Raw genomic sequence first — 25,987 nt, forward strand, 5'->3', positions numbered from 1 at the left:
AATTATACCCGCAAAATTAAAAGAGAGGTTACTGCTTTGGCTCCTCTGCCAGCACCTGGCTCACTACCTCCAGCACCTTTTCTTCTGAGAACGGCTTCACGATATAGGCCTTTGCCCCGTATTCGATGGCCTCGTTTACGATCACCTCCTGCCCCACAGCGCTCACAATAATCACTTTCATGTCAGGCTGATCTGCCTTAATGCCTTTCAGCACGTCCAGGCCGGTATTGTCCGGCAGAATCACATCCAGCGTAATCAGGTCCGGCTTTGTTTCCTTGGCGAGCTCCAGTGCGGTCTGGCCGTTTGGTGCTTCTCCTACTACTTCGTAACCGGCGTCCGTCAGCATGTTCTTCAACATGGTGCGCATGTAGAAAGAATCGTCTACTATTAATATTCTGTTCATACTCCTTTAAAGTAGCGTTTGATAATTATATGTGATCCCGCCTCAGGCAGATATTTCCTCTATCTCTTCCTGGGTGAGTATCTTGTTCATGTCGAGCACGATGATCAGGCGCTCGTTGATCTTGGCCAAGCCCTCGATAAAGTTCTCGCTGATGTTGGCGTCCTGCAGGAAAGAGGGTGCCCTGTCAATTTTTGAGATCGGCAGGTTCAGCGACTGCGGCACCTCCTTCACCACCACACCGATGCTATAATCTTTCGCTTCCAGCACCAGGGTATAGGTGATGTTCGGGTTCAGGCCTTCTGCCAGGGGCTCCGGCCTGATGTGGAACCGCTCCTCCAGGTCCATGATGGCGATGATATCCCCGCGGATGTTCGCTACCCCCTTCACAAAGTGCGGGGTACGCGGCATGCGGGTAATCACCGGGGTGATGGTTACCTCTTTCACCTGCTCAATCTTAATGGCATAGCTTTCGGCGCCGAGCTTAAACACGATAAGGTGCATCATCTCTTCGCTTACCGGCTTTTGGTCTGCCCCTCTTCTCTTTTCGTCGGAAGAGGCCAGATCAGTTTCTTTCGGCTCAGAGCCTTTTCTTTCTTCGCTAGGCAAAGCTCTTCCGTTCTCCGTATTCGTTTGCTTCGCCATTACCTTGATCTGCTGCTTTCAGAATTGTTGCCGGAGCTGTGCTTTTTAGAGCTGGTTGCCAACCGGTTGTTGCCCATGCTGCCTTTTCTGATCTTCTGCTGTTGTTGCACAGGGATAGAAGTCAGGCGCCGGCTCTTGCCATTACTGAACACCAGGTTACCGTCGATCAATTTGAAGGCAGATATACTGATCTGGAGATCAGCGGCGATGTCGTTCAGGTTCTGAGACGAAGAGGTGAGCTCCTGCATGGAAGCGGATAGTTGCTTGGCTGTGCTGGCCACCTGCTGGGTACCGGAGGCCGTTTGCTCGGCAATGGCCACCACTTCCTCCACGTATTTCACCACATCGCCGATAGAGGACTTCTGGATTTCAGTTGCCGTCAGGATGTCCTGCGACGTGCGCAGGGTCTCGCCACTGGAGGCGGCAATATTCTTGAAGGCACCGGATGCCTCGAAGGTGGCATTCTTTCCTTTCAGTACCCGGCCTTCCATGGTGGAGATGGCCGTGGCGGCGGAGGCGGTGTCTTTCTTCACATCCTCCACCAGCGTGGCAATCTCGCTGGCAGACTTGCGGGAGCCTTCGGCCAGCTTCCTGATTTCCTCGGCCACCACCGCGAAACCGCGGCCTGCATCGCCGGCGCGCGCCGCCTCGATGGCTGCGTTCAGGGCAAGCAGGTTTGTCTGGGCCGCAATGTCCGTAATTACACCCAAGGATTTGGATATCTCCTGTGAACGGGTGCTCAGTACTTCAATGGTCTTGGCGGTAAGGGCCGCCGAACTGGAGATTTCCTCCATGTTCTTCACCACTTCCGCCACCGTCTTAAGGCCGGTTTGAGAACTCTCCTCACCCAGCAAAGCCGACTTGTTCACTACCTCCGCACGGTTGGCCGTATCTTTCGTGGTCTTCATGATCTCTTCGATCAGCTTAAATGCCTGGTCAGTCTTGAGGGCCTGGTTCTGGGCACCTTCTGCCATTTGCTGCATGGCAAGCGCCACATCCAGCGTCACCTTGTTCATCTCCAGGCCTTTGCCAGCCATCTCCTCCGAAGAGCTGCCCACCACCAGCGATGAGTCGTTAATTTCCCCCAGGAGCGTGTTCAGGTTATCGACTGCCAGGTTCAGCGCATTTGCCATATCCATCACGTCACCTGCTGTCTGCACGTCCACCTTCTGTGTCAGATCACCCTCGGAGATCGCCCGCACCACTCTGGACACATCCAGCATCGGCGTCACAATGGATTCCAGCAGGTCATTAACGGTATCCACAAGTTCTTTCCAGCTTCCGCCCACGCCCTGCAGCGTGGCGCGCTCGGTCAGTTTGCCTTCCACACCGGCTACTCTTGCCACGCGGCTTACCTCACCCGCCAGTCGGTTCAGGTCCACCACCATGGTGTTGATGGTGTCTGCCAGTTCGGCCACCTCGCCTTTGGCCTCCAGTGTCAGCTTCTGGGTCAAGTCGCCTTTCGATACAGCGGTTACTACTTTCACAATGCCCCGCACCTGCGTTGTCAGGTTGCTGGCCATGGTGTTTACATTATCTGTCAGGTCTTTCCAGACCCCGGCCACGTTCGGCACATTGGCCTGCCCCCCGAGTTTACCCTCTGTACCCACTTCCAGGGCCACACGGGTAACCTCCCCGGCAAATATATTGAGGGAGTCCACCATGCGGTTGATATTTTCCTTCAGCTCCGCCATCTCCCCTTTTACATCCACCGATACTTTCTGGGTCAGGTCGCCTTTTGCCACTGCAGTGGATACTTTGGCGATGTCGCGCACCTGTGAAGTCAGATTGGAGGCCATCGTATTCACATTATCAGTGAGCTCTTTCCAGGTGCCCCGCACCTTCGGCACGTTGGCCTGGCCGCCGAGCTTACCCTCTGTTCCCACTTCACGGGCCACACGCGTTACCTCATCGGCGAACACGTTCAGCGAGTCCACCATCTGGTTCAGGTTTTCCTTCAGGTCCAGGATTTCACCGCGGGCCTCTACCGACACTTTCTGGGTCAGGTCGCCCTTCGCCACCGCAGTCGCTACTTTGGCGATATCCCGCACCTGCGAGGTCAGGTTATTCGCCATCAGGTTTACGTTGTCCGTCAGGTCTTTCCAGGTTCCGCCCACGTTCGGCACGTTGGCCTGCCCGCCGAGTTTGCCTTCCGTACCCACCTCACGGGCCACACGGGTTACCTCGTCACCAAATATATTCAGCGAGTCCACCATCTGGTTGATGTTCTCCTTCAGTTCCCCGAGCTCGCCCTTCACGTCCACCGACACCTTTTGGGTCAGGTCGCCTTTCGCCACCGCGGTGGCCACGTTGGCAATATCCCTTACCTGAGAGGTCAGGTTGGAGGCCATGGTGTTTACGTTCTCAGTCAGGTCTTTCCAGACCCCGGCCACGTTCGGCACGTTGGCCTGGCCGCCGAGTTTACCCTCTGTACCCACCTCACGGGCCACACGCGTCACTTCACCGGCGAACACGTTCAGCGAGTCCACCATCTGGTTCAGGTTTACCTTCAGTTCGGCCAACTCCCCTTTCACATTCACGGTAATCTTCTGGCTTAAGTCACCCTTTGCCACGGCCGTAGACACGTTTGCGATATCCCGCACCTGTGAGGTCAGGTTGGAGGCCATGGAGTTCACATTCTCTGTTAAGTCCTTCCATATACCCGCCACGTTCGGCACGTTGGCCTGGCCGCCCAGTATACCCTCGGTTCCTACCTCACGCGCCACGCGCGTTACCTCGGCACCGAATACATTGAGGCGGTCCACCATTTCATTCAATATATCTTTCAGCTCCCCGAGCTCCCCTTTCACATCCACCGACACTTTCTGGGTCAGGTCGCCTTTTGCCACCGCGGTGGCTACGTTGGCGATGTCCCGCACCTGCGCGGTCAGGTTGCCCGCCATCAGGTTCACGTTTTCGGTCAGGTCTTTCCAGGTTCCCTCTACCTTCGGCACGTTGGCCTGGCCGCCGAGCTTACCTTCTGTTCCTACTTCCCTTGCCACGCGCGTTACCTCCCCGGCGAACACGTTCAGCGAGTCCACCATTTGGTTGATGATGTCCTTGAGATCGGCTATCTCGCCGCGTACATTCACCGTTACTTTTTGCGTCAGGTCGCCTTTGGCCACGGCGGTGGCCACGTTGGCGATATCCCTTACCTGTGAGGTAAGGTTGGACGCCATGGTGTTCACGTTGTCGGTCAGGTCTTTCCAAACGCCGCCCACATTTGGCACCTTGGCCTGTCCGCCCAGCCTTCCCTCTGTTCCCACTTCACGGGCCACGCGCGTTACCTCATCGGCAAACACGTTCAGCGAGTCCACCATCTGGTTCACGTTGTCCTTCAGCTGGGCAAACTCTCCGCGCACATCCACCGACACCTTCTGGGCCAGGTTACCCTTGGCCACGGCTGTGGCCACGTTTGAGATGTCCCGGATCTGCAGGGTCAGGTTAGAGGCCATCGTGTTCACGTTGTCCGTCAGGTCTTTCCAAACCCCGGCCACGTTCGGAACGGAGGCCTGGCCGCCCAGCTTACCTTCGGTACCCACCTCCAGTGCCACACGCGTTACCTCCCCCGCGAACAAGTTCAGGTTGTCGATGGTGCGGTTGATGGTTTCAGCCATTATCTTGAAGTCGCCGGAAACAGGGATCTGGAACGTTTCGTCGAGGTTACCCCGCGAAATGTTCTTCAATACTTTCCCTACTTCCAGTACCGGCACCGCAATGGAGTCCACGAGGCCGTTGATGTTGTTGATCATGTCTTTCCAGAAACCGGAGGCGTTCTCGGCCGAGGCGCGGGCCTTCAGGTTCCCTTCCACTCCGGCCACCTTCGAGATGCGCGACACCTCGCCGCCTACCCCACCGATCATCTCCACCATGGAGTTATAGGCTTCGGCAATCTCAGCGAAAAGGTCATCGTTCTGCTTGGTCAGGCGCACGGATATATCGCCTTTCTTGAAGGCATCGAGGGCATAGAGCACCTTGTTCAGCTGCTCGCTGATGTATTCCGGGTTATTTGCCAGTTTCTCCAGCTTTGCTGGCTTTGCGTTATCCCTTTTCACGCCGTTTGGCTTCAGGCCTTCCTTGGGCACCGTATCCGTAGCCGGCTTGCCGGCTGCCTTCGCCCTGCCAGATGCTGCGGCTGGTGCTGCAGGCGCTTCTTCCACAGGTAAAGTAGACACGCCGGCGTCTCCTTTCGCTTTTGAGGCAGGGCTTTTCTCTTCTCTGGCTTCCACGTCACTGATGAGCTTCTCTTTGCTCAACTTCAAGTTTTTACCTAAGGCCATATGTTGTTTGGTTGGAATGGAATCATTAATCCTTTTTTGTTCCGGAAGGGGGCTGACCGATGTTCAGGCACAATGCAGGTTTAAAGTGAGTGCAATTTAATTAAAAAAGATGACGAATAAAATGAGGCACCGTTGTTGTGAAGCGCTTTATTCTTCAACGTATTCGGCCGCCAGCGCTTTGTAGTCTTTTGCCCCGTTGGAGGAGGCGTCATAATCAAGCACGCTTCTGCCAAAGGAGGGCGCCTCGGCCAGTTTCACATTCAAGCGGATATGATTTTCGAAAATCCGCTCCTTTATGTTCTCCCGCAGGTATTCCAGCACCTCCTGGCTCAGTTTCCGGCGCACGTCATACATCACCACCACAATGCCTTTAATCTTCAGCTTCGGGTTGAGGGTTTTCTTTACTTTCTCCACGGTGTTCATGATCTGGTCAAGCCCCTGCAGTGTCAGTACTTCCATCTGCAGCGGGATGAGTACCTCCTGTGCTGCCGTGAGCGCGTTCAGGGTAAGCACCGAGAGCGAAGGCGGGCAGTCGATCAGCACGTAATCGAAGCCCTTGGCCTCTGCCAGTATGTTCTTCAGGAATTTCTCCCGCTCCGGCTGCGTCACCAGCGAAATCTCAATATCCACCAGTTCGTTTGACCCAGGCACGATCCAGAGATCGTCCTTTGCCACGATCACGTCCCTGATGTTTTTGTTTCCCAGGAACACGTCCGCGAGCGTGGCGCCGGGGTTTGCCACCGCGAGCGAGTAGGACAGGTTGCTCTGCGGGTCCAGGTCGAGCAGTAGCACTTTTTTGCCTAATTTGCTCAGCGCGCTGCCCAGGTTTATAGTTGTTGTTGTCTTGCCAGTGCCGCCTTTCTGGTTGATAACGGCCACCACCTTTGTTTTTGCCATGAAGTCTTTTCTTAAGGCGCGTGCCGCAGGCGCGGCGCAGGCCATGCCCCTAAGCTATCAAATTTATATATAACCCGAAAATAATGTGGACGTTTGAAAAGCCGTGGGCCTTTTTATAGCGCCTGCGCCAGGTTGTGGTTCAGCAGCACGCCGCTGTGGAGGCATATATCCTCCCACTTTTCGAAAGGCAGGCTGACTGCCACCACGTTGGCCGGGTCCAGGTAGCTGAAGTGCTGACCGGCCAGGTCGCGGGCAAGTTTGGTGATGCCCGGGTTGTGCCCCACCAGCAGCACCTGCTTCGCCTGGTCTGGTAGTTGGCTCAGAATTTGCAACAGCTGCGACTCACGGGCATTGTACAGGTCTGGCATATAGGAGATCTTCTCTTCCGCGAAATAGAGGCGGCCGGCAAGGGTGCGGGCTGTCAGGCTGGCGCGTTTGGCAGGGCTGGACAGCAGCTGGTCGATCTTCACAAAATTCTCGCGAAGCCATTTTCCCGTTTTGTTAGCCTGGTGCAGACCGTGCGGCGTGAGCTCCCGCTCGAAGTCTGGCTGGAGCGGATAAGGGTCATATGCCTCCGCGTGGCGGCAAATGAGTAAAGTTTTTTGCATAGAATATATAAAGTCACCTTAGGTTTGAGATGCCGGAATATAACGAAACTTCGGCTTTTTTGCTCTTTGTTAAACCTATGTTATACGATTGAGGTTGTAATTGTTAAAAAAAAAGACTGAACTTTGGGCAAAACTGGCCAACGCCTGCCTCCAAAAATAAAGCATGATAAAAAACTTAGTTATAGTAGAGTCTCCTGCAAAAGCAAAAACAATAGAAGGGTATCTGGGGAAGGATTTCATTGTTAAGTCGAGTTTCGGCCATGTGCGCGATCTCCCCAAAGACAACAATGCCATTGATGTGGCTAACGGTTTCAAGCCGACCTATGTCGTTTCCAGCGACAAGCGGGAGGTAGTGGCGCAGCTGCGCAAGCTGGCCAAGGAAGCCGACATCGTGTGGCTGGCATCGGATGATGACCGCGAGGGGGAGGCCATTTCGTGGCACCTCACCGAGGCGCTGAACCTGAACGACGCCAAAACCCGCCGCATCGTTTTCCGCGAGATCACCAAGAGCGCCATCCTCAACGCCATCAGCTCCCCGCGCGGCATCGACATGGACCTGGTGAATGCGCAGCAGGCACGTCGGATACTGGACCGCCTGGTGGGTTTCGAACTGTCGCCTGTGCTCTGGAAGAAGATCAAAACCGGGCTTTCAGCGGGCCGCGTGCAGTCGGTGGCGGTGCGTTTGGTGGTGGAGCGCGAGCGGGAGATCGAGCGGCACAATGCCGAGGCGTCTTTCCGCATCACGGCGCATTTTGAGGTGGAGGGCAAAAAACTGGAAGCAGAGCTTCCTGCCAAGTTCAAGACAGAAGCCGAGGCGCAGGCCTTCCTGCAGCAATGCATCGGCGCTGATTATACCATTGAGAACCTGGAGAAAAAGCCGCTCAAGCGCAGCCCGGCACCTCCGTTCACCACCTCTACCCTGCAGCAGGAAGCCAGCCGCAAGCTGTACTTCTCAGTGGCGCAGACCATGACGGTGGCCCAGCGCCTGTACGAGGCCGGTAAGATCTCCTATATGCGTACCGACTCTTTAAACCTATCGGAAGACGCGATACAGGGTGCCACCCGGGAGATCAACCGCTCTTTTGGGGAGCAGTTTGTGAAAGTGCGCCATTTTAAAACCAAGTCTGCCGGTGCGCAGGAGGCGCACGAGGCCATCCGCCCGACCGATTTCTCGCAAATGGTGGCCAGCAGCGACCGGAACGAGCAACGCCTGTATGAGCTGATCTGGAAACGCGCCATCGCCTCGCAAATGGCAGACGCGCAAATAGAGAAAACCACCGTGACCATCGGCATCTCCACGCAGCAGGCGCAGAAACTGATTGCCACCGGCGAGGTGATCAAATTCGAGGGCTTCCTGAAGGTATATATAGAGTCGAAGGACGAGGATGAGGAGGGGGAAGACGAGGATGTGAAAGGCATGCTGCCGCCCCTGAGCATCGGGCAGGCAATCGCCCTGCGCCAGATGCTGGCCACCCAGCGCTATACCCGACCGGCTGCCCGCTACACCGAGGCCAGCCTGGTGAAGAAGCTGGAGGAAATGGGCATCGGCCGTCCTTCCACCTACGCGCCTACCATCTCTACCATCCAGAAGCGCGGCTACGTGGAAAAGGACACCCGCGAGGGCAAAGAGCGCCAGTACCAGGTGCTGACGCTGAAAAACGGCAACATCTCCACTCAAACCAAAACGGAGATCACGGGCGCTGAGAAGGCAAAGCTCTTCCCGACCGATATGGCCATGGTGGTGAACGATTTCCTGGTGGAGCACTTCCCGAACGTGATCGACTACTCCTTTACCGCCCGTGTGGAGGCCGAGTTCGATGAGATCGCGCAGGGCCTGAAAGAGTGGGAATTTATGCTGGGGCAGTTCTACCAGAAGTTCCACCAGCGCATCGAGTCGAGTGAGAGTATTAACCGGGCCGACGTGTCCGGGGCCAGGGAACTGGGCACTGACCCGGCCACCGGCAAAACCATCCTGGCGAAGCTGGGCCGCTTCGGGCCTTATGTGCAGTTGGGCGAGGAAAACGAGGAAACAGGCGAGAAGCCGGTATATGCCAGCCTCCGCAAAGGCCAGTTTATAGAGAGCATTTCGTTGGAAGACGCGCTGGACCTGTTTAAGCTGCCGCGCATTGTGGGCACGTTCGAGGACAAGGAGATGACAGCTGCCGTGGGACGCTTCGGCCCTTATATACGCCACGAGGGCAAATTCTACTCCCTGCCGAAAACACTCGACCCGATGAAGGTGACGGCTGAGGAGGCCATTGCCCTGATTGAGGCCAAACGCAAGACCGACGCCGAGCGCCTGATCAAGTCTTTTGAGGAGAACCCGGACGTGCAGGTACTCAACGGACGTTACGGTCCATACATTGTGGTTGGTAAGAAGAACGTGAAGATCCCGAAAGGCAAGGAGCCGACCGAACTGACCCTGCAGGAATGCCTGGATCTGGCGGAGGCCACGCCGGAGAAAAAAGGCCGAGGCGGCTTCAAGAAGAAAGCAGACGCGGATGCGCCGGCCAAGAAACCGGCTGCCAAAGCGAAAGCCGCTCCGGCAAAGAAGAAAGCCCCGGCCAAAGCCACGGCCGCTAAAGCGGCGGCAAAAAAGAAGTAAGTTCTATATCTATATATAAACCCAGGTAAAAAGGCCGCTCTTATATGGAGTGGCCTTTTTATGTTTTAATATTCAGCACCCCGGCCACAGACGTAGTGTAAAGGCTGGACAAAAACTGCTTCTGCAGCATCCACGGCGCCCTTTTCTCTTCTTTCACTGCTTTCTCGTAATGGTTGCCCTGCACCGCGTACTTCAGGGCCTGGTGCCCGAACCGTTGCCGGAGCGTGTCCAGGGTATCCATCAGCTTCGCGTGCTTCTCTCCGTTTTGGCTACTGAACAAATCCAGTTGCACCTCAGAGGCCGGCACCAGACCAGTGAGGATGATGCCCACTTTCACGTAGCGCTTGCCGGGCCGGAACATGCCTTTGAGCAGGTGCAGGGCGCGCGGCAGCAGTTCCAGTTCGCTGTTGGTGGGCGTGGGCAGCTGGATGGTGCGGCTGTTGCAGTAGATATCCTCCGTTACGGCAAAGCGGTTCGTCATCAGGAACACGTTGACGCCGGTGGCGCAGCTGTTTTGCTTGCGCAGCTTGGTGGCGCAGCGCACGGTGTGGGTGGAGAGGGCCTCCTCTATGTCCTTCAGTTCAGTCAGCGCTCTGCCGAAGGAGCGGGAGGTGCAGATGTTCTGCTTGTCCGGCGCTTCCGGCTCCAGGTCCTGGCAGGGCTGGCCGCGGAGCTCCAGCAACGTGCGCAGCCCGGTCACTGCCATGTTTTTCTTCACCCAGCCTTCCGGCATCCGGCACAGGTCCCAGGCGGAGGTCACATTTAGTTGCTGTAGCCTTTTCGCGTGCTGCCGCCCGATCCCCCACACGTCCCCGACCTGCGTTTCCCGCAGGGCCTCCTCTATCTCTGCCTGTTCGTTCAGCGCCAGCACGCCGTTGGCCCCCACACGCTTCTTGGCAAGTTTGTTGGCTACTTTCGCCAGTGTCTTGGTGCCCGCCACCCCCACCGACACCGGGATGCCCGTCCAGTCCTGCACTGTCTTTTTTATCTTTACCCCATATTCCTCCACTTCCTCCGGCCTCAGGTGGCTCAGGTCCAGGAAGCACTCGTCGATGGAATAAACTTCCAGGTTCGGGGTGAACTGCGACAGCGTGCTCACCACGCGCCGCGACATATCACCGTACAGCTCATAGTTCGAGCTGAACACCTCCACCCCCTCCCGCTTCACCAGGTCCTTAAGCTGAAAGTAGGGCGTACCCATCTTGATACCCAGCGCCTTGGCCTCATTGGACCGCGCAATCACGCAGCCGTCGTTGTTGCTGAGCACCACCACCGGCACCCCCTCCAGCTCCGGCCTGAAAACCCGCTCACAGGACACGTAAAAGCTGTTGCAGTCTACCAGGGCAAAGCGTGTTGTCGTTATCATGGCCTACACTTTTTTTACAATGCCTACCACAACGCCCCAGATGCGGCCCATATCGGGGTGATTGATTTTGATGCTCTCGTACTTCGGGTTCTCCGGCTCCAGGTAAGCGCCATCCGGTTTCAGCATCAGGCGCTTGATCGTGAAGTCCCCGGCCACAAAGGCCAGCACGATGCGGCCGCTCGTCGGTTTCAGCGAGCGGTCGATCACCACCAGGTCCCCAGGCTCAATATGGGCCCCGATCATCGAGTCGCCCTCTACGCGCGCCAGGAAAGTGGCCGTGGGGTTTTGGGTGATATAGGCGTTCAGGTCGATCGGCTCGGCATCATAATCCGCAGCGGGGCTCGGGAAACCCGCCTGCACGGCCGACGAAAATAAGGATAAGCGATGCGCCGTCATATCATGTAGCTGCATCACGTCCGGTCTGTCAATGATTATAACTTCTGCTTCCATACCGCTATTTTACGAATAAAATTAGCATTAGCTATATATTATGCTAAAATATTTAGTAATTTATTTTGCTTGATCGCTATATGTATATCGTAAGGTTTTATTGGCCAATCATATATACCCTCCTTGCGCACCCGAAGAAAACAGCAGCGGCAAGAGGCAACACAAGCAGAATGGATGGGGTATAGAAGGGGGAGCATATATATTCAGAGCGAGTGAAGACGAAAAAAAAACTGGTGGTGCTGACTGGCGCCGGTATCAGCGCAGAGAGCGGGATAGCCACGTTCCGCGACGCAAACGGCCTTTGGGAAGGGCATGATGTGATGGACGTGGCCTCGCCGCAGGGCTGGCGCAGGAACCCTGAGCTGGTCCTGGATTTCTATAACCAGCGCCGGAAAAACGCCCACAGCGCGCAGCCCAACGCCGGCCATATAGCGCTTGCTGACCTGGAGCGGGATTTTGAGGTGCGCCTCATCACCCAAAACGTGGACAACCTGCACGAGCGGGCGGGCAGCAGCAATGTCCTGCACCTGCACGGCAAGTTGTTCGAGAGCCGCAGCACCTTAGATCCTTCGCTTATATACCCGATGGAAGACTGGGAACTGAAGAAAGGCGATAAATGCGAGCGCGGGTCGCAGCTCCGGCCCAACATCGTGTGGTTCGGAGAGCCGGTGCTATTGATGGACCAGGCCATAGAAGAGACCATACAGGCGGATATCTTCTTAGTGGTGGGCACCTCATTGGTCGTATATCCTGCTGCCGGACTGGTGGATCTTGTGCCGGACGAGGTGCCGATTTTCGTGGTAGACCCCAACCTGCCCGAGATGCGCCGGCGCCCTAACCTGCACCGCTACGAAGAGAAAGCCAGCACCGGCATGCTGAAAGTAGCCCAGGAGCTGCGCGGGAAGTATATATAACCCATCCCGCTGTTTCTGACTTACAGGCCTCCTCCCCGCTTCCCGGTGCGGTGAGGAGCCTGCTTTTGTAGTACAGACAAGAAAACAACCGGCATTTATATATCCCCCTCTCCTGCACTACTATCCAGTTAGGTGGTCAAGCGAACCACAGATACACAAAAACATGCTTAAATATTATTTTAGACTAATCTAAATTACTAATTTGGCGTTCCTAATTATAATATTCAACTTCTTAAAATATATAGGGATGCTGTACAGAATTTTACTCTTGCTGTTGCTATGCAGCCTAAGTTCCATAGCTACTGCCCAGGATGGCGCGGTTAGTGGCCGGATCACAGCCGATGCCGGCGCGGTGCCTTATGCCACGGTTATCCTGAAGGGCACGCCGTGGGGCACGCCTACTGATGCGGATGGCCGCTATAAGTTGGAGAAGATACCCAGAGGAAAGTATGAGGTGCTGGTGTCAGCGATCGGGTTCAAGCCGGTGCAACGCCCGGTGGAGGTGCTCCCTGGCTCGGAAATAACGCTGAATCTAAAGATGGCCGAAGTGAACGCCACGCTGAATGAAGTGGTGGTAACCGGCACGCGCACCAGCCGGCGCCGGCTGGAGAGCCCGGTGGCCGTGAACGTGCTCGACAGCCGGATCTTCAGCCTCACCCAGTCCAACACGCTGTCGGAGGGGCTGTGCTTTCAGCCGGGCCTGCGCATGGAAACCGACTGCCAGACCTGCAACTACACGCAGCTGCGCATGAACGGGCTCGGCGGCTCCTACTCCCAGATCCTCATCAACAGCCGGCCTGTCTTCACGTCGCTCATGAGTTTATATGGTCTGGAGCAGATACCGGCCAACATGGTGGACCGGGTGGAGGTGGTGCGCGGCGGCGGGTCGGTGCTCTATGGCTCCAGCGCGATTGCCGGCACCGTGAACATCATCACCAAGGAGCTCGAGGAAAGCACCTACACCCTCTCCTCCACCTCCTCTGTGATAGACGGGCAGGCCTGGGACCACTTCCTGAATGCAAATGTAAACACCGTGAACGAGGCGCGGAACGCGGGGCTGTCGTTTTTTGCATCGCACCGCAACAAGGAGGCGTATGACGCCAACGGCGACGGCTTTTCGGAGCTGGCGGAGCTGAAAAACAACTCCTTCGGCTTCAACTCCTTCTTCAAACCCACCGCCCGCGACCGGATTGACGTGAACGGCTGGAGCATAAACGAGGAGCGCCACGGCGGCAACAAGCTGGAGGGCCCCGCCGACCGGTCCGACCAGGCAGAATACCGGCTGCAGAATAACCTGGTGGCCGGCCTCAACTGGGACCACCACTTACGCGGCGGCAACGCCTCCTTCAGTGTCTACGGCTCGGCGCAGCACACCAGCCGCACCCACTATACTGGCATCGACCAGTCAGACGGCTGGGGCAACACGAAGAACCAGACGGCGCAGGGCGGCTTCCAGTTCAATTACAGCCTGCCCGACTTTTTCGGCGGCAGCAACACCTTCACCGCGGGCGCGGAGCACCAGTATGATTACACCTTTGATGAGATCAAGGCGTACAACTACCTCATCGACCAGAAAACAAACCTGACGGGCCTGTTCCTGCAAAGCGACTGGGACGTGAGCCCGGCCATTACCGTGCTGTCGGGGGTGCGGGCCAACAGGCACAACAATGTGGAAGGGCTCACGCTGACTCCCCGGCTGAGCGCCGTCTATAAACTGGGTACCACCACGCAGTTCCGTGGCTCCTACGCCCGTGGCTTCAGGGCGCCGCAGGCCTTCGAGGCAGACCTGCACATCGCGTTTGCGGGAGGCGGCGTTTCCCTCATCCGGGTAGACCCGAACCTGCGGGAGGAAACCTCCAGCAGCTTTAACGCCTCCGTGGACTTTAACAAGGCGAGCGAGCAGATGATCTATGGCTTTACGCTGGACGCCTTCCATACCCGCCTCTACGACGCCTTTGTGCTGGAGGAAATAGGTACTGACGAAAACGGCAACCAGCTGCTGCTGCGCAAGAACGGGGGCAATTCTACGGTGATGGGTGCAACGCTGGAAGGCCGCCTCAACTACGACCAGCGGTTCCAGGTGGAGACAGGCATTACGCTGCAGCAGTCGCGCTACGACGAGCCGGTGGCCTGGTCATCGGAGATAGCGGGCACGCGGGAGTATCTGCGCACGCCCGGCACCTACGGCTATTATGTGCTCACGCTGTTGCCGCAAAGCCGCTTTACCGCCTCTTTCTCCGGGGTGCTGACGGGCCCGATGCAGGTGCCGCACTTCGGCGGCGCGCCCGGTGTGGCAGAGGATGTGTTATATACCTCCCCCACCTTTGTGGAGAACAACGTGAAGCTGGCTTACCGCTTCATCATCAAAAGCATTGGGAAAGACCTGCAGCTGAGTACCGGCGTGCAGAACATATTCAACGCGTACCAGCGCGATTTCGACACCTCCCAGTACCGAGACAGCAACTATGTATACGGTCCGGCACGGCCCCGCACGTTCTTCTTCGGCCTGAAGTTCGGGTTGATGTAGGTGAATTTAGGGGTTACAATAAGTATTTGAATTAGGTGAGTGGCAAATGATGTATCTTTGTACAGTACAAATTCAAACCCTTAACTATTCAGTAAAATGACACTCTTAAAAACTACACCCATACGAAGATTAGAAACAGTCCTGTTAAATCATGGCTACACTTTATCAACAATAGCTGATAAAACTGAAATGAGCGAGGAAGAAGTACTTAATGGAGTTAGGTCACTTGATAAAACTGTTATAGGTAAAATAAAAGATGCTATCGGTGTCCCCATGGTATACTTGTATTTGATTGGGGGACGTGCTGATTATAACAAAAATGGAGAATTGGCGCCTTACTAAATCTCAGTTCTATAAAAAAGCCTCTTTTAACCGGGTAGCTTTACTTCTTCCACACCAACCGGTGCAGCATCTGACAGTCAGTACGTATGCATCTGTAAAAATAAGGTTAGCATTCGTTGGAACGGCATTAGAGTTTAATCCGATACAGATTAATCCTCTGCCTCCTCCCCTTTCGCCACAATGTCGCCTTCGGTGAAGAGGATGGTTTTCATCATCTCGCGCCAGGCGGGCTTCTTGCGCAGCAGGAATTCGAGGTCCATGCCGAAGTGCTTGAACTCCTCGTTCTGGGCGTTTTTCATGATGGCTTTCGCCTCCTCGTCTTTCTCCACCGAAATGCGCTGCTCGTACCAACTGATGGCTTCGGCTTCCTCAATCACGGAGGTAATCATGCGCACAAAGGTGCGGGTGCTGTCGGAGAGTTCGTGTGCTGGCTCGTGGTATTGTTCGGTTGGCATATAGGTGTTGGTTAAAGTGAAAACTATATATGCTAACGCTTCGCCGTATGCCAGGGTTAACCGTTAACTCAGCATGCCGCTATATCCAGTTCACTACAAGCCATATATAAGGTATATATAACCTGCTTACACCCGGTACCACAGCTGCCCCCGCTCGATCTGCAGCGGCGACGGGATGTTGTTGTGGTAGAGCTGCCCGGTACCCAGGCCCTGCGGCATCGTGATGTCGTAGTTGGCGGTGAACTGGCTGACGGCGTTCAGGCCGATGTTGGACTCCAGGGCCGAGGTCATCCACCAGCCGATGCGGCGCGCCTCCGCCATCTCAATCCACTCGGCGCTGGCTGCAAGGCCGCCAACCAGCGTGGGTTTCAGGATGATGTACTGCGACTTTATATACTCCAGCAGCTGCACTTTCGCCTCCGGCTCCTGCACGCCGATCAGCTCCTCGTCGAGGGCGATAGGCACGGGCGTATAGGCGCAGAGCTGCGCCATCGCCTCGTGCTGCCCCTGTTTGATGGGCTGCTCGATGGAATGGAGGTCGTAGCGGGCCAGCCGCTCCAGCTTTTTGTAGGCTTCCTGCGGCGAAAAAGCCCCGTTGGCATCCACGCGCACCGTCAGTTCATGGGCACCGGCCACTTCGCGAATGCTTTGCAGGATCTCCAGCTCCTGCACAAAATCCAGCCCGCCAATCTTCAGTTTGAGGCAGCTATAGCCCTCTTTCAGCTTCTTCTCTATCTGCTCCTGCATAAACTGGCGGTCGCCCATCCAGATGAGGCCGTTGATGGGAATACCGGTTTCGCCCCGGCTGAAGGCATTGTCATATATAAGGCGCCGGCCACCGTGCTGTAAATCGAGGAGAGCGGTTTCCAGGGCAAAGCGCAAGGCCGGCCACTCCTGCAGTTCCAGCTCCTGCGGCAGCGGCTTTCCCGGCTGTAATGGCACCTGCTGCTCGTTTACCAGCTGCGCTACCGCCTGCAGCTTCTGCTCCAGGTCCGGGCGGGCATCGATGCTCAGACCTGCCAGGGGGGCGCATTCTCCCACGCCCACAATTTCCGTTGAACGCTCCTCCCAAAGGTTGATAAAGTGCACCCGGTGCTCCGAGATGGCACCGCGCGAGGTGCGGGCATCGAACTTAAACTGCAGGGTGTGGGGCGTGTAACGTAGCTTCAGGCGCATATGATTCTGCTGTTGATTTCGCGGTAAGATAAACCATAACCGCCAATTCTGACGTAGAGGAAGATCGAAGTGTGGAAATACGGGGATAAAACTTCTTTGCCCTCTGTGTGTTTCTATACCTAATTTATATATAACCCAGTAATTGCAACTACAGCCGGGATATTCACCATCCTTTGCCATCTAACCCGAAAACATTCTAACACAAAGCCGCTGCCTTTGTTCTGACCGGAGGCCCTAACCAAAATTAACCAACCTTGCACCTATGAGCACCCTCCTCAAAGCCCCCGCCGCGCAGCAAACGCTGCAGCAATACGAGCAGATCCGCGCCCGCACCGAACTCATCTGTCAGCCGCTGGAGCCGGAGGACACCGTGGTGCAGCCGATCATAGACGTGAGCCCGCCGAAATGGCACATGGCCCACACCAGCTGGTTCTTCGAAACGTTCCTGCTGCAGCCACACCTGCCGGGCTACCAGCTTTTTCACAAGCAGTACAGTTACCTGTTCAACTCCTACTACAACAGCGTGGGCAGCCGCGTGCAGCGCGACCAGCGCAGCACCCTCACCCGCCCGCCGCTCCGTGATATATATGCCTACCGCCGGCACGTAGACGAGCATATGAACAAGCTTTTTCAGCAACTCGAGGAGGATAAGCTGGAGGAGCTGCTGCCTCTTCTGCAGCTGGGCCTGCAGCACGAGCAGCAACACCAGGAGCTCCTCATCACCGACATCAAATACATCCTCAGCACCAACCCGCTGCTGCCTGTATATAAACCACAGCCGCAGCCCGCTATCACCACCACCCCCTCCAAGGCTATTTTTTTAGAGGTGCCCGGCGGCACCTACACCATCGGTTTCCGGGGCGAGGGCTTCAGTTTCGATAACGAGCTGGGGGTGCACGAGGTGCTCTTGCAGGATTTCCGGATCATGAACCGGCTCGTGACCAACGGGGAGTACATGGAGTTTATGCAGGATGGCGGCTACCAGGATTTCAGGCACTGGCTGGACGAAGGCTTCGCCCTGGTGAACAACCAGCACCTGGAGGCGCCGCTGTACTGGGTGAAGCAGGACAAGGAGTGGCACCGCTTCACGATGCACGGCATGGAGAAAGTGAACCCGCGGGAGCCAGTGAGCCACCTGAGCTTTTACGAGGCTAACGCCTACGCCAGCTGGGCGGGCAAGCGCCTGCTGACGGAGTTTGAGTGGGAGGCGGCCTCGCAGCTATATCCCCCTTCCCCCGGAAACTTCATGGAGAGCGGGCGGCTGGAACCTACGGCGGCCGACCCGGCCAACCAGGGCATGCAGCAGCTATACGGCGACGTGTGGGAGTGGACCTACAGCGCCTACCACCCCTACCCCGGCTTCACGAAAGCGCCCGGTGCCATCGGCGAGTACAACGGCAAGTTCATGCTGAACCAGATGGTGCTGCGCGGCGGCTCCTGCGCCACCCCCGAAAGCCATATACGCACCACCTACCGCAACTTCTTTCACCCCGACAAGCGCTGGCAGTACAACGGCATCCGGCTGGCACAATAACGAATAGATGGAACTGACTCCTACCAAAGTACAAATGATAGACTTAAGCCGCAAAGAGGACGGCACCAACAGCACAGAAACGTTTGCAAGGGACGTGGCCGCGGGCCTGGGCCAGAGCCCGAAGTCGCTGCCCTCCCGCTACTTTTACGATGCCGCGGGCAGCAAGCTCTTCCAGGACATCATGGCGCTGCCGGAATACTACCTGACGCGCTGCGAGTTCAAGGTGCTGACCGAGAACCGGCAGGAAATAGCCCGGCACTTTGCCAACAGCAGCTTCTTCCACCTGATCGACCTGGGTGCCGGCGATGCCCTGAAGACCAAGATCCTGCTGCGGGAGCTGGACGGGCAGCAAAGCGCCTTTGACTACGTGCCGGTGGATATATCCGGGGATGCCATGCGCCAGCTCAGCGACAGCCTGCACCGGGAGATGCCCGCCGTGCACGTGCAGGCCGTGGTGGGCGAGTATTTCCAGGCGCTGGAGTGGCTGCATGCGCATAAGTCGGAGCGGAAGGTGGTGCTGTTCCTCGGGTCGAACATCGGCAACTTTAAGCCGGACGAGAGCAGAAACTTCCTGAAGACCATCTGCAGTTACCTGGACCCCGGCGACAAGCTGCTGGTGGGCGTGGACCTCCGCAAGGACCCCGACACGATCCTGAGCGCTTACAACGATGCCGCTGGCGTGACAGCCGAATTCAACCTTAACCTGCTGCGCCGCATCAACAGGGAGCTTGGCGGGGACTTTGACCTTTCGCAGTTCCGCCACTACCCCATCTATAACCCACACGAAGGGGTGATGCGCAGCTTCCTTGTCAGCACGCAGGCGCAGGACGTCTATATCCGGGACACCGGCCAAACCTTCCATTTCGATGCCTGGGAAGCCATCCATACCGAAAACTCGCACAAGTATTCCATGCGGCAGGTGGAGGAGCTCGGCAAGGCCTGTGGCTTCGGCATCGAAACCGTTTTCCAGGACGATGCCTGCGGCTATGCGGATGTGCTCTTTACCGTCACCTGAAAGCTGGGAAGAATATATCTATATATACAACTCCATATAAAAGCCCCTCTCACCGCGATCGCCCCGGCCGTGGAAGGTGCTTTTGCTTTTCACCGGCTCTCAGGGTATTTTTGATCAGGAAAAAACAACCAGATGCCCATGAACCCGATCTCCCTTGCCTCCGGCGCCAGCTATTTCCGGAGCCCTGCGCCAGCCACTGCCGCTGCCATAGCGGGCCTAAAAGAGGGCAACACCACGTACGGCCCCACGGAAGGCACGCCTGCCCTACGACAGGCGATCTGCGACTTCTATAACAATGGCGGGCTGCACGTAAAGCCGGAGCAGGTGCTTGTGACGCCGGGAAGCAAGCAGGCGCTGTTCAACCTGTTCACCACCCTGCTGTGCCAGGGCGACGAGGTGGTGGTGCCGACACCAGCCTGGTTTGGATTTCAGGAGCTGATGAAGTACAGCAAGGGCATGGTGGTGCCCCTCGAGACAAAGCTATCAGAAGGCTATGCCTTGAAACCGGAGGCGCTCCGCAAGACCCTGAACGACCGCAGCCGTATACTCTTACTAACGAACCCCGGCAACCCCACCGGCCGCATTTACACCCAATCCGAACTGGAGGCGCTGCTGGAGGTGACAAACGATTTCCCGAACTTATATATCCTGTCTGATGAAATATATGACCGTGTTGCTTACGATGGGCCTTTTACTTCTCTCCTTTCCTGCAAAGGGGCAAAAGAAGAAAGAAGCATCCTCATAAACGGGTTCTCCAAATCCTTCGCCATGTCGGGGTGGCGGCTCGGCTATATGCTGGGGCCGGAGGAAATCATCAGCAAGTGCGTCGATTTCCAGGGGAGCACGCTGGCGGGGGTGAGCGTTTTCCTGCAGAAGGCCGCCCTGGCGGCGCTGGAGCAGGAGCCGGAGGTGCTGCCTCCTATGCTGGAAGTGCTGGCGCAGAACCGGCGCGTGATGCAGCAGGGCCTCGACGCAATACCGGAAGTAAAGTACTATTTACCCGATGGGGCCTACTACTTCTTCCCCGTCTTCAGTTTTTACCTGAATCGTCGCACCCCATCCGGCGACACCCTCACCACCTCCGTTGACCTCTGCCGCTACCTGCTTGAGCGTTACCATCTGGAACTCGCTCCCGGCGATAAATTCGGAGCGCCCGGCCACGCCCGCCTATCCTTCGCTATCGAAACGCCAAAGCTACAGGAGGCCCTGCAACGACTGAAGCAGGCGCTGGAGCTGTTGATTGTTGATTGTTGATTGTTGATTGTTGATTGTAAGGCATACGCTGACTGTGCGCTGACTGCTTTATATATGGGTGCAGCATACAGTTATATATAATACCCTTATCAGTTGGTTCATGCGCATTGCAATTTGTCTGTCTGCAGATTCCCCTCCTCGGAGGGGCAGGGGTGGGTTCTATAGAACAGCTGCGTGCGCAGTATTCAGTTGATAATGGTATAACATCAGCAGAAAACATCACATTTAAATAATTCCTGCGCACAATGCACAACAATCAACAACCAACAAGCAACAACCGCCTCAGGCTGCCGCCTTCTTCAACAGACAGCAGTTCTTGTACTTCTCGCCGCTGCCGCAGGGGCAGGGCTCGTTGCGGCCAACGCGTTTGCCGTAGGGGTTCAGCAACTGCCGGAAGTTGAGGCGGAAGCGGCGTTTGATGTTCTTCTGGTGAAAGATTTTGGTCAGCAGCTCATATAGCTTCGGGTGCTTCTCGGCCAGTTGGTCCGGCTTCTCGAAGAAATACTCCGTCACCACGGCAAAAAACTCCGCTTCGCTTGTCGCGCCGTAGCTGTCGATATCAGAGTCGCCCTGCTTGATTTTCTGGATTTTGCGGTACATCAGCTCCTGCCAGGGCTGCACGAGCTCTTCCGGCAGGTAGGCTGCCGGCGTGCCGTCTATCTCGCCGTCTGCCTGGTCCAGCATATGGGCAAACTCGTGGATGCCCACGTTCTTGCGGTCAGCCATGTCGTTGAAGCCCCGCTCCAGGGCCGGCTTGGAGAGCGTCACGTAATGGTCGTTCTGGAAAGGGTTCACGCGCCCCAGCACCTCCGACACCGCCTCGCTTTTTTCGTCTTTGTAGCGCTTGATGCTCCCCGGAAACACCAGCACCTCCCCCAGGTTCTGGTACTCCCAGTCGCGGAACCCGAAGATCGGGATGATTGCGCTGGATGCCACCAACAGCTTTGTCACGTCGTCCACCACCACGTCGATGCCGGTGATGCGCTTCTCCGACAGGAACAGCTGCAGCATCTTCTCGAAGCGCTGCTTGTCCTCCTCCGATTTCAGGGTATGGTAGAAGCCCACCCGGTCCACCAGAATCTTGCGCCACTCCGCCGGGAACTCCTGCGCCAGCACCTTTTTGCGCCGGCGCGTTTTGCGGGTAGCCCAACTATAAAAAAGCAGGCACATGCCTGCTACCAGTGCAATAAAAACTACGTAACCCATGCCCCACTTAAACGCGCCAAAGGCAGGAAAGATGCTTAGATAAGGAGCAAATTACACCCCCTGATGTCCGAATTGTCAAAGCGCCCCAGCACCTCGAACGTGCCGTCGTCTTGCATCCGTCCAATATCCTTCGTTTCGATAAAGGCGCAGGAATCTATATTGGCCAGATCGATGACGTTGATGCCGCCGGAGCGATGGCCCGGGCCGATATCGAAAGGGTCATTGAGGTCGCGCAGCAGGACGCGCAGGCTGTAACCTGGTCTGAAAACACCCTCTCCCTGGGAGTAACCCTGCGACAATAGCTCCGTCATGCCGTACTCCGAGTGAATGGCGCCCACGCCGAACCCCTTCTTCAGGTGCGCGTGCAGCTCCTCCCGGATCATCTCGCGCCGGCGGCCCTTCATGCCGCCTGTTTCCATCACCGTCACGCCGCTGAAATCCTCCTGCCCGTTCAGTTCTTTGGCCAGGTCCAGCAGGGCGTAGGAAACCCCGATCAGCAGCACCTTTTTGCCCCGCTGCCGCGCCTGCCGCATTGCCTGCAGCATCCCGGCATGGTCGCGGTGATAGAATCCTTCCTCCTGCTGCCCCGTCTGCTTGATGAAGTGCGCCACCATGGCCACGAGCGAAGAGCCGCCCTGCTCCAGGTAAGACGGCAGCAGCGCCAGCACCACGTACTCCTGCAGCGGCCCGTAAAACTGCTCAAAGGTGCGCTCTGCTACAGCGTGGTAAAACGACAGGTCGGCCACGAAATGACGGCTCCTGACCTGCCCGGTGGTGCCGCTGCTGTAAAAAACGACTTCCGGCTCAAAGTCCCCTGCCTTCACTTCCTGCTCCTTGAAAAATTCGATTGGCAGGAACGGAATCTGCGCCAGCGCCTGCACCTGCGCTGCCTCTACGCCCAGGTGCTTTATATAGGACTGGTACACCGCGTTGTGCTGGGCCTGGTATTGGAACAGTTCCAGCGCTGCGGCTTGGAAATCAAAAGGGGCATTCTGCAGCAGCAGCTTTTTGTGGTTTTCTTTAAAATCCATTGGATACAACAAATCCTATATTTCCTGCGTTAATTTTAGTAAATTTAGCTTCATTTTCTGATATCCTACATGAAACACCTGCTAAAGTACAGTGCTGCGCTGCTATTGCTGGCACTGCTGGTGAGCGGTTGCCGCGAGGAGCCTAGTTACCCGGATGAACCCTCTATTACATTTGAGCGGGTAGATCAGTATACGTACACCAAAAACAGAATTACGTTCGATTCACTGGTGGTGGTGGTGAACTTCCAGGACGGTGATGGGAACCTAGGCCTCCGCAGAAGCCCGGAGGGCGAGGGTGACCCAGACTTTCAAGGCTCTTTCGACCAGAGTTCTCCTTACTTCAACAACTTTTTTGTGAACCTGCAGGTCAAGCGGGGCGATACCTATGTCCCTTTCCCTTTTGCTTCGGAGTTCCTGAACCTGAACGGCCGCTTCCCGCGCCTGGCCCGGGATGACCGGCATGAGGTGCTGGAAGGCGAAATAAAATATACATTGACCAACTTCTCCAACGACATCTTCGACCCGCGCGACACGGTGCGCTTCGAGATATTTATATATGACCGGGCGCTCAATAAAAGCAACACGGTGTATTCTGATGACGTGGTGTTGTTTCAGGGGCAGTAGAACTCTTTAACGACCTATACAGCGAGCGCCCTGCAGTTTAAACTGCAGGGCGCTCGCTGTATAGGTTCATGGGTTTTGCTAGTAAATGGGCGGGTAAGCCTCCGGGTCTACCTCATGCATCACCTCATATACCATTTCAAACACATCCTCCGCGCTCGGCTTCGAAAAGTAGTCGCCGTCGGAGCCGTAGGCAGGGCGGTGTGCATGCGCCGAAAGGCAGGTCGGTTTAGAGTCAAGCCAGCGGTAAGCACCCTGCTCATCCACCACCTGCTGCAGCATATAGGCGGTGGCGCCGCCGGGCACGTCCTCATCCGCAAAAAGCACGCGGTTTGTCTTCTGGATCGAGTCTGAGATCATGTGGTCCACATCGAAAGGCAGCAGCGTCTGTACGTCAATCACTTCCGCTGAAATACCGAAGGCTTCGAGTTGCTTGGCCGCCTCCATCACGATGCGGCACATCGAGCCGTACGTAACAATCGTGATGTCCGAACCTGCCTTCAATATTTCCGGCTGGCCCAATGGTACCGTGAACTCCCCGATGTTGTTGGGCACGCGCTCCTTCAGGCGGTAGCCATTCAGGCACTCGATCACCAAAGCTGGCTCATCGGTCTTCAGCAGCGCATTGTAGAAACCGGCCGCCTGTGTCATATTCCGTGGCACCAGCACATGCATGCCCCGGATACTGTTCAGGATCATGCCGATGGGTGAGCCGGAGTGCCAGATGCCCTCCAGGCGGTGGCCCCGCGTGCGCACGATCAGCGGCGCCTTCTGCCCGCCTTTGGTACGGTACTGCAGCGTGGCCAGGTCATCAGACATGATCTGGATGGCATACAGCAGGTAGTCGAGGTACTGTATCTCAGCGATAGGGCGCAGGCCACGCATCGCGGCGCCTATCCCCTGCCCCACAATGGTGCATTCCCGAATGCCCGTATCGGTGACGCGCAGATCGCCGTACTTTTCCTGCAGGCCCGCAAAGGCCTGGTTCACGTCGCCTATATACCCCACGTCTTCGCCAAAGGCGAACACACGCGGGTCGCGGGCGAGCATGGCGTCAAAACAGGCCTGGAGCACCTCCCGGCCGTCCACGGTCTGCGAGTTCTCGTCAAACTCGGGCTTCACCTCCTCCACTAAAAGCACCGACTCCGCAGACTGGCTGAAGAGGTAGGAGTTGTAGCGGTCCGCATTCTCGCCAATGGTTTGCTCCAGCCAGCCCACCAACTCGCGCTTGGCCTGGCTGCGCTCGTTGCGCACATAGCGCAGGGCTTTGCGCACCGCCCGCACGGCATCGCTGCGAATGGGCGGCTCTATTTTGCGAAGTTCCTTGGCGATGGTGGCAAGCTGCGTGGCGTGCTCGTTGCTGCCTGCGGCCAGGTTGTCCAGCAGCCGGAGCGCCTCGTTCTGGTCTTTTTTAATGGAGCCCAGCAGCGCGTTCCAGGCAAGGCCACGGGCCGTGCGTACCGCCTCTTTGGCCTCTGCCTCTATTTTATCTACCTGCTCGGAGGTGGAAATGCCGTTATCGATAATCCACTCCCTCATTTTCTTCAGGCAGTCGTACTCTGCCTCCCAGGCCAGGCGCGCCTCAGGCTTGTACCGCTCATGCGAACCGGAAGTGGAGTGGCCCTGCGGCTGCGTCATCTCCTCCACATGCACCAGCACCGGCACGTGCTGCTCACGGCAGACGCGCACGGCGGCCTCGTAGGTTTCGCAGAGGGCCATATAGTCCCAGCCCTTCACTTTAAAAATTTCATATCCCTGCTCTTCTTCGCTGTTTCGCTGGAAACCCGCCAGGATCTCGGAGATGCTGCCCTTGGTGGTCTGGAACTCAGCAGGCACCGAGATGCCGTAGCCGTCGTCCCAGACAGAGACCAGCATCGGCACCTGCAGCACCCCGGCGGCATTGATAGCCTCGAAGAACATCCCCTCGGAGGTGGATGCATTGCCGATGGTGCCAAAGGCTACCTCGTTTCCGTTCCTTGAAAACTGATTCAGGCCCTGGAGCCCCGGGTTCTGGCGGTACAGTTTAGAGGCATACGCCAGCCCGAGGAGGCGCGGCATCTGGGCAGCCGTCGGCGACACATCGGCGCTGGAGTTCTTTATCTCCATCAGGTTCTTCCAGTTGCCCTCCTGGTCCAGGGAGCGGGTGCCGAAGTGGCCATTCATACAGCGACCGGCTGTAGAGGGATCAGCCACTGCATCGGTGTGGGCATATAGTTGGGCGAAATACTGCTGCAGTGTCAGCTCCCCAATCGCAAACATCAGGGTCTGGTCGCGGTAGTAGCCGGCACGGAAGTCTCCCGGGAGGAAAAACTTTGCCATCGCCAGCTGCGCCACTTCTTTCCCGTCGCCAAAGATGCCGAACTTGGCCTTCCCCATAAACACCTCTTTGCGTCCGGTGAGGCTGGCCTGCCGGCTCTCCCACCCGATCCGGTAGTCGTTGAGTATCTCTTCAGCTGTTAGTTTTTGAGTAATAGATGCTTCAGCAGTCTGCATGTTTTCTCAGTTTGGCTAAAATGTGGTGTACCCCTCAAAAGTACAGAAAAATACCCTATTTTCAAATCAGGGCCGGTTCGGCGCCAGTTTAGCGCAGGGCACGGTTTACCATTTTGTGAAAGAAATTTGTATATTTGTTTTGCACTGAACCCAACAGAACTTTAATTG

General features: G+C 56.6%; 20 protein-coding genes. 8 read left to right on the top strand and 12 right to left on the bottom strand.

Annotation, left to right across the window (positions count from 1 at the left end):
- Nucleotides 1-28 precede the first annotated feature (28 nt).
- The 5 genes from ABD920_RS15080 to ABD920_RS15100 all read right to left on the bottom strand — a co-directional run bounded on the left by ABD920_RS15080 (nucleotide 29) and on the right by ABD920_RS15100 (nucleotide 6,830).
- Nucleotides 29-403, bottom strand: a complete 375-nt coding sequence (locus ABD920_RS15080) for a response regulator (protein ID WP_345160200.1) — start codon at nucleotides 401-403, stop codon at nucleotides 29-31.
- Between the two features lie 42 nt (nucleotides 404-445).
- A complete protein-coding gene (locus ABD920_RS15085; RefSeq protein ID WP_345160201.1) occupies nucleotides 446-1,045 on the bottom strand; it encodes a chemotaxis protein CheW in 600 nt (199 codons plus the stop codon).
- Entirely contained in the window at nucleotides 1,045-5,100 is a 4,056-nt protein-coding gene (locus tag ABD920_RS15090) for a HAMP domain-containing protein (RefSeq protein ID WP_425568635.1), read from the bottom strand. Before ABD920_RS15090 ends, ABD920_RS15085 begins: the two co-directional genes overlap by 1 nt.
- Before the next feature lie 372 nt (nucleotides 5,101-5,472).
- On the bottom strand, nucleotides 5,473-6,222 hold the full coding sequence (locus tag ABD920_RS15095) for a ParA family protein (protein WP_345160204.1): 750 nt from the start codon (nucleotides 6,220-6,222) through the stop codon (nucleotides 5,473-5,475).
- A gap of 113 nt (nucleotides 6,223-6,335) precedes the next feature.
- The gene (locus tag ABD920_RS15100) at nucleotides 6,336-6,830 is read right to left on the bottom strand and encodes a SixA phosphatase family protein (RefSeq protein WP_345160206.1); all 495 of its coding nucleotides are present in this window, start codon (nucleotides 6,828-6,830) and stop codon (nucleotides 6,336-6,338) included.
- 163 nt (nucleotides 6,831-6,993) lie between these two features.
- On the opposite strand from ABD920_RS15100, the gene topA reads away from it, so the two are divergent.
- Nucleotides 6,994-9,435, top strand: coding sequence for a type I DNA topoisomerase (topA, locus tag ABD920_RS15105; RefSeq protein ID WP_345160208.1), 2,442 nt, complete (start codon nucleotides 6,994-6,996; stop codon nucleotides 9,433-9,435).
- A 58-nt stretch (nucleotides 9,436-9,493) separates the two neighbouring features.
- On the opposite strand, the gene ABD920_RS15110 is transcribed toward topA, so the two are convergent.
- Nucleotides 9,494-10,801 (bottom strand): Y-family DNA polymerase, encoded by a 1,308-nt coding sequence (locus ABD920_RS15110; protein WP_345160209.1) that lies wholly within the window; start codon nucleotides 10,799-10,801, stop codon nucleotides 9,494-9,496.
- 3 nt (nucleotides 10,802-10,804) lie between these two features.
- Entirely contained in the window at nucleotides 10,805-11,251 is a 447-nt protein-coding gene (locus ABD920_RS15115) for a LexA family protein (protein ID WP_345160211.1), read from the bottom strand.
- A 212-nt stretch (nucleotides 11,252-11,463) separates the two neighbouring features.
- Here ABD920_RS15115 and ABD920_RS15120 point away from each other — a divergent pair, with 212 nt between their 5' ends.
- The 3 genes from ABD920_RS15120 (at nucleotide 11,464) to ABD920_RS15130 (ending at nucleotide 15,034) form a co-directional block, all read left to right on the top strand.
- Nucleotides 11,464-12,165: an SIR2 family NAD-dependent protein deacylase gene (locus ABD920_RS15120; RefSeq protein WP_345160212.1), complete on the top strand. Its 702-nt coding sequence runs from the start codon at nucleotides 11,464-11,466 to the stop codon at nucleotides 12,163-12,165.
- Between the two features lie 247 nt (nucleotides 12,166-12,412).
- Nucleotides 12,413-14,692: a TonB-dependent receptor gene (locus ABD920_RS15125; protein WP_345160213.1), complete on the top strand. Its 2,280-nt coding sequence runs from the start codon at nucleotides 12,413-12,415 to the stop codon at nucleotides 14,690-14,692.
- 96 nt (nucleotides 14,693-14,788) lie between these two features.
- Nucleotides 14,789-15,034 (top strand): hypothetical protein, encoded by a 246-nt coding sequence (locus ABD920_RS15130; RefSeq protein WP_345160215.1) that lies wholly within the window; start codon nucleotides 14,789-14,791, stop codon nucleotides 15,032-15,034.
- A 149-nt stretch (nucleotides 15,035-15,183) separates the two neighbouring features.
- Here ABD920_RS15130 and ABD920_RS15135 read toward each other — a convergent pair whose 3' ends face one another.
- Together ABD920_RS15135 and ABD920_RS15140 are read right to left on the bottom strand one after the other, a co-directional pair.
- Nucleotides 15,184-15,489, bottom strand: a complete 306-nt coding sequence (locus ABD920_RS15135) for a ferritin family protein (protein ID WP_345160217.1) — start codon at nucleotides 15,487-15,489, stop codon at nucleotides 15,184-15,186.
- A 126-nt stretch (nucleotides 15,490-15,615) separates the two neighbouring features.
- Nucleotides 15,616-16,665, bottom strand: coding sequence for an o-succinylbenzoate synthase (locus ABD920_RS15140; protein WP_345160218.1), 1,050 nt, complete (start codon nucleotides 16,663-16,665; stop codon nucleotides 15,616-15,618).
- Between the two features lie 262 nt (nucleotides 16,666-16,927).
- Here ABD920_RS15140 and egtB point away from each other — a divergent pair, with 262 nt between their 5' ends.
- The 3 genes from egtB (at nucleotide 16,928) to ABD920_RS15155 (ending at nucleotide 20,468) form a co-directional block, all read left to right on the top strand.
- On the top strand, nucleotides 16,928-18,199 hold the full coding sequence (gene egtB, locus ABD920_RS15145) for an ergothioneine biosynthesis protein EgtB (protein ID WP_345160220.1): 1,272 nt from the start codon (nucleotides 16,928-16,930) through the stop codon (nucleotides 18,197-18,199).
- Nucleotides 18,200-18,206: 7 nt separating this feature from the next.
- The gene (gene egtD, locus ABD920_RS15150) at nucleotides 18,207-19,214 is read left to right on the top strand and encodes an L-histidine N(alpha)-methyltransferase (RefSeq protein WP_345160222.1); all 1,008 of its coding nucleotides are present in this window, start codon (nucleotides 18,207-18,209) and stop codon (nucleotides 19,212-19,214) included.
- Nucleotides 19,215-19,352: 138 nt separating this feature from the next.
- On the top strand, nucleotides 19,353-20,468 hold the full coding sequence (locus ABD920_RS15155; protein WP_345160224.1) for a pyridoxal phosphate-dependent aminotransferase: 1,116 nt from the start codon (nucleotides 19,353-19,355) through the stop codon (nucleotides 20,466-20,468).
- A 282-nt stretch (nucleotides 20,469-20,750) separates the two neighbouring features.
- On the opposite strand, the gene ABD920_RS15160 is transcribed toward ABD920_RS15155, so the two are convergent.
- Together ABD920_RS15160 and ABD920_RS15165 are read right to left on the bottom strand one after the other, a co-directional pair.
- Entirely contained in the window at nucleotides 20,751-21,674 is a 924-nt protein-coding gene (locus ABD920_RS15160; RefSeq protein ID WP_345160225.1) for a zinc-dependent peptidase, read from the bottom strand.
- 35 nt (nucleotides 21,675-21,709) lie between these two features.
- A complete protein-coding gene (locus ABD920_RS15165) occupies nucleotides 21,710-22,705 on the bottom strand; it encodes an acyl transferase (protein WP_345160226.1) in 996 nt (331 codons plus the stop codon).
- A gap of 69 nt (nucleotides 22,706-22,774) precedes the next feature.
- On the opposite strand from ABD920_RS15165, the gene ABD920_RS15170 reads away from it, so the two are divergent.
- On the top strand, nucleotides 22,775-23,329 hold the full coding sequence (locus ABD920_RS15170) for a hypothetical protein (protein ID WP_345160227.1): 555 nt from the start codon (nucleotides 22,775-22,777) through the stop codon (nucleotides 23,327-23,329).
- Between the two features lie 78 nt (nucleotides 23,330-23,407).
- Here ABD920_RS15170 and ABD920_RS15175 read toward each other — a convergent pair whose 3' ends face one another.
- Entirely contained in the window at nucleotides 23,408-25,819 is a 2,412-nt protein-coding gene (locus ABD920_RS15175) for an alpha-ketoacid dehydrogenase subunit alpha/beta (RefSeq protein ID WP_345160228.1), read from the bottom strand.
- Between the last annotated feature and the right edge of the window lie 168 nt (nucleotides 25,820-25,987).

The sequence above is a fragment of the Pontibacter saemangeumensis genome, assembly GCF_039541895.1.
GTDB lineage: Bacteria > Bacteroidota > Bacteroidia > Cytophagales > Hymenobacteraceae > Pontibacter > Pontibacter saemangeumensis.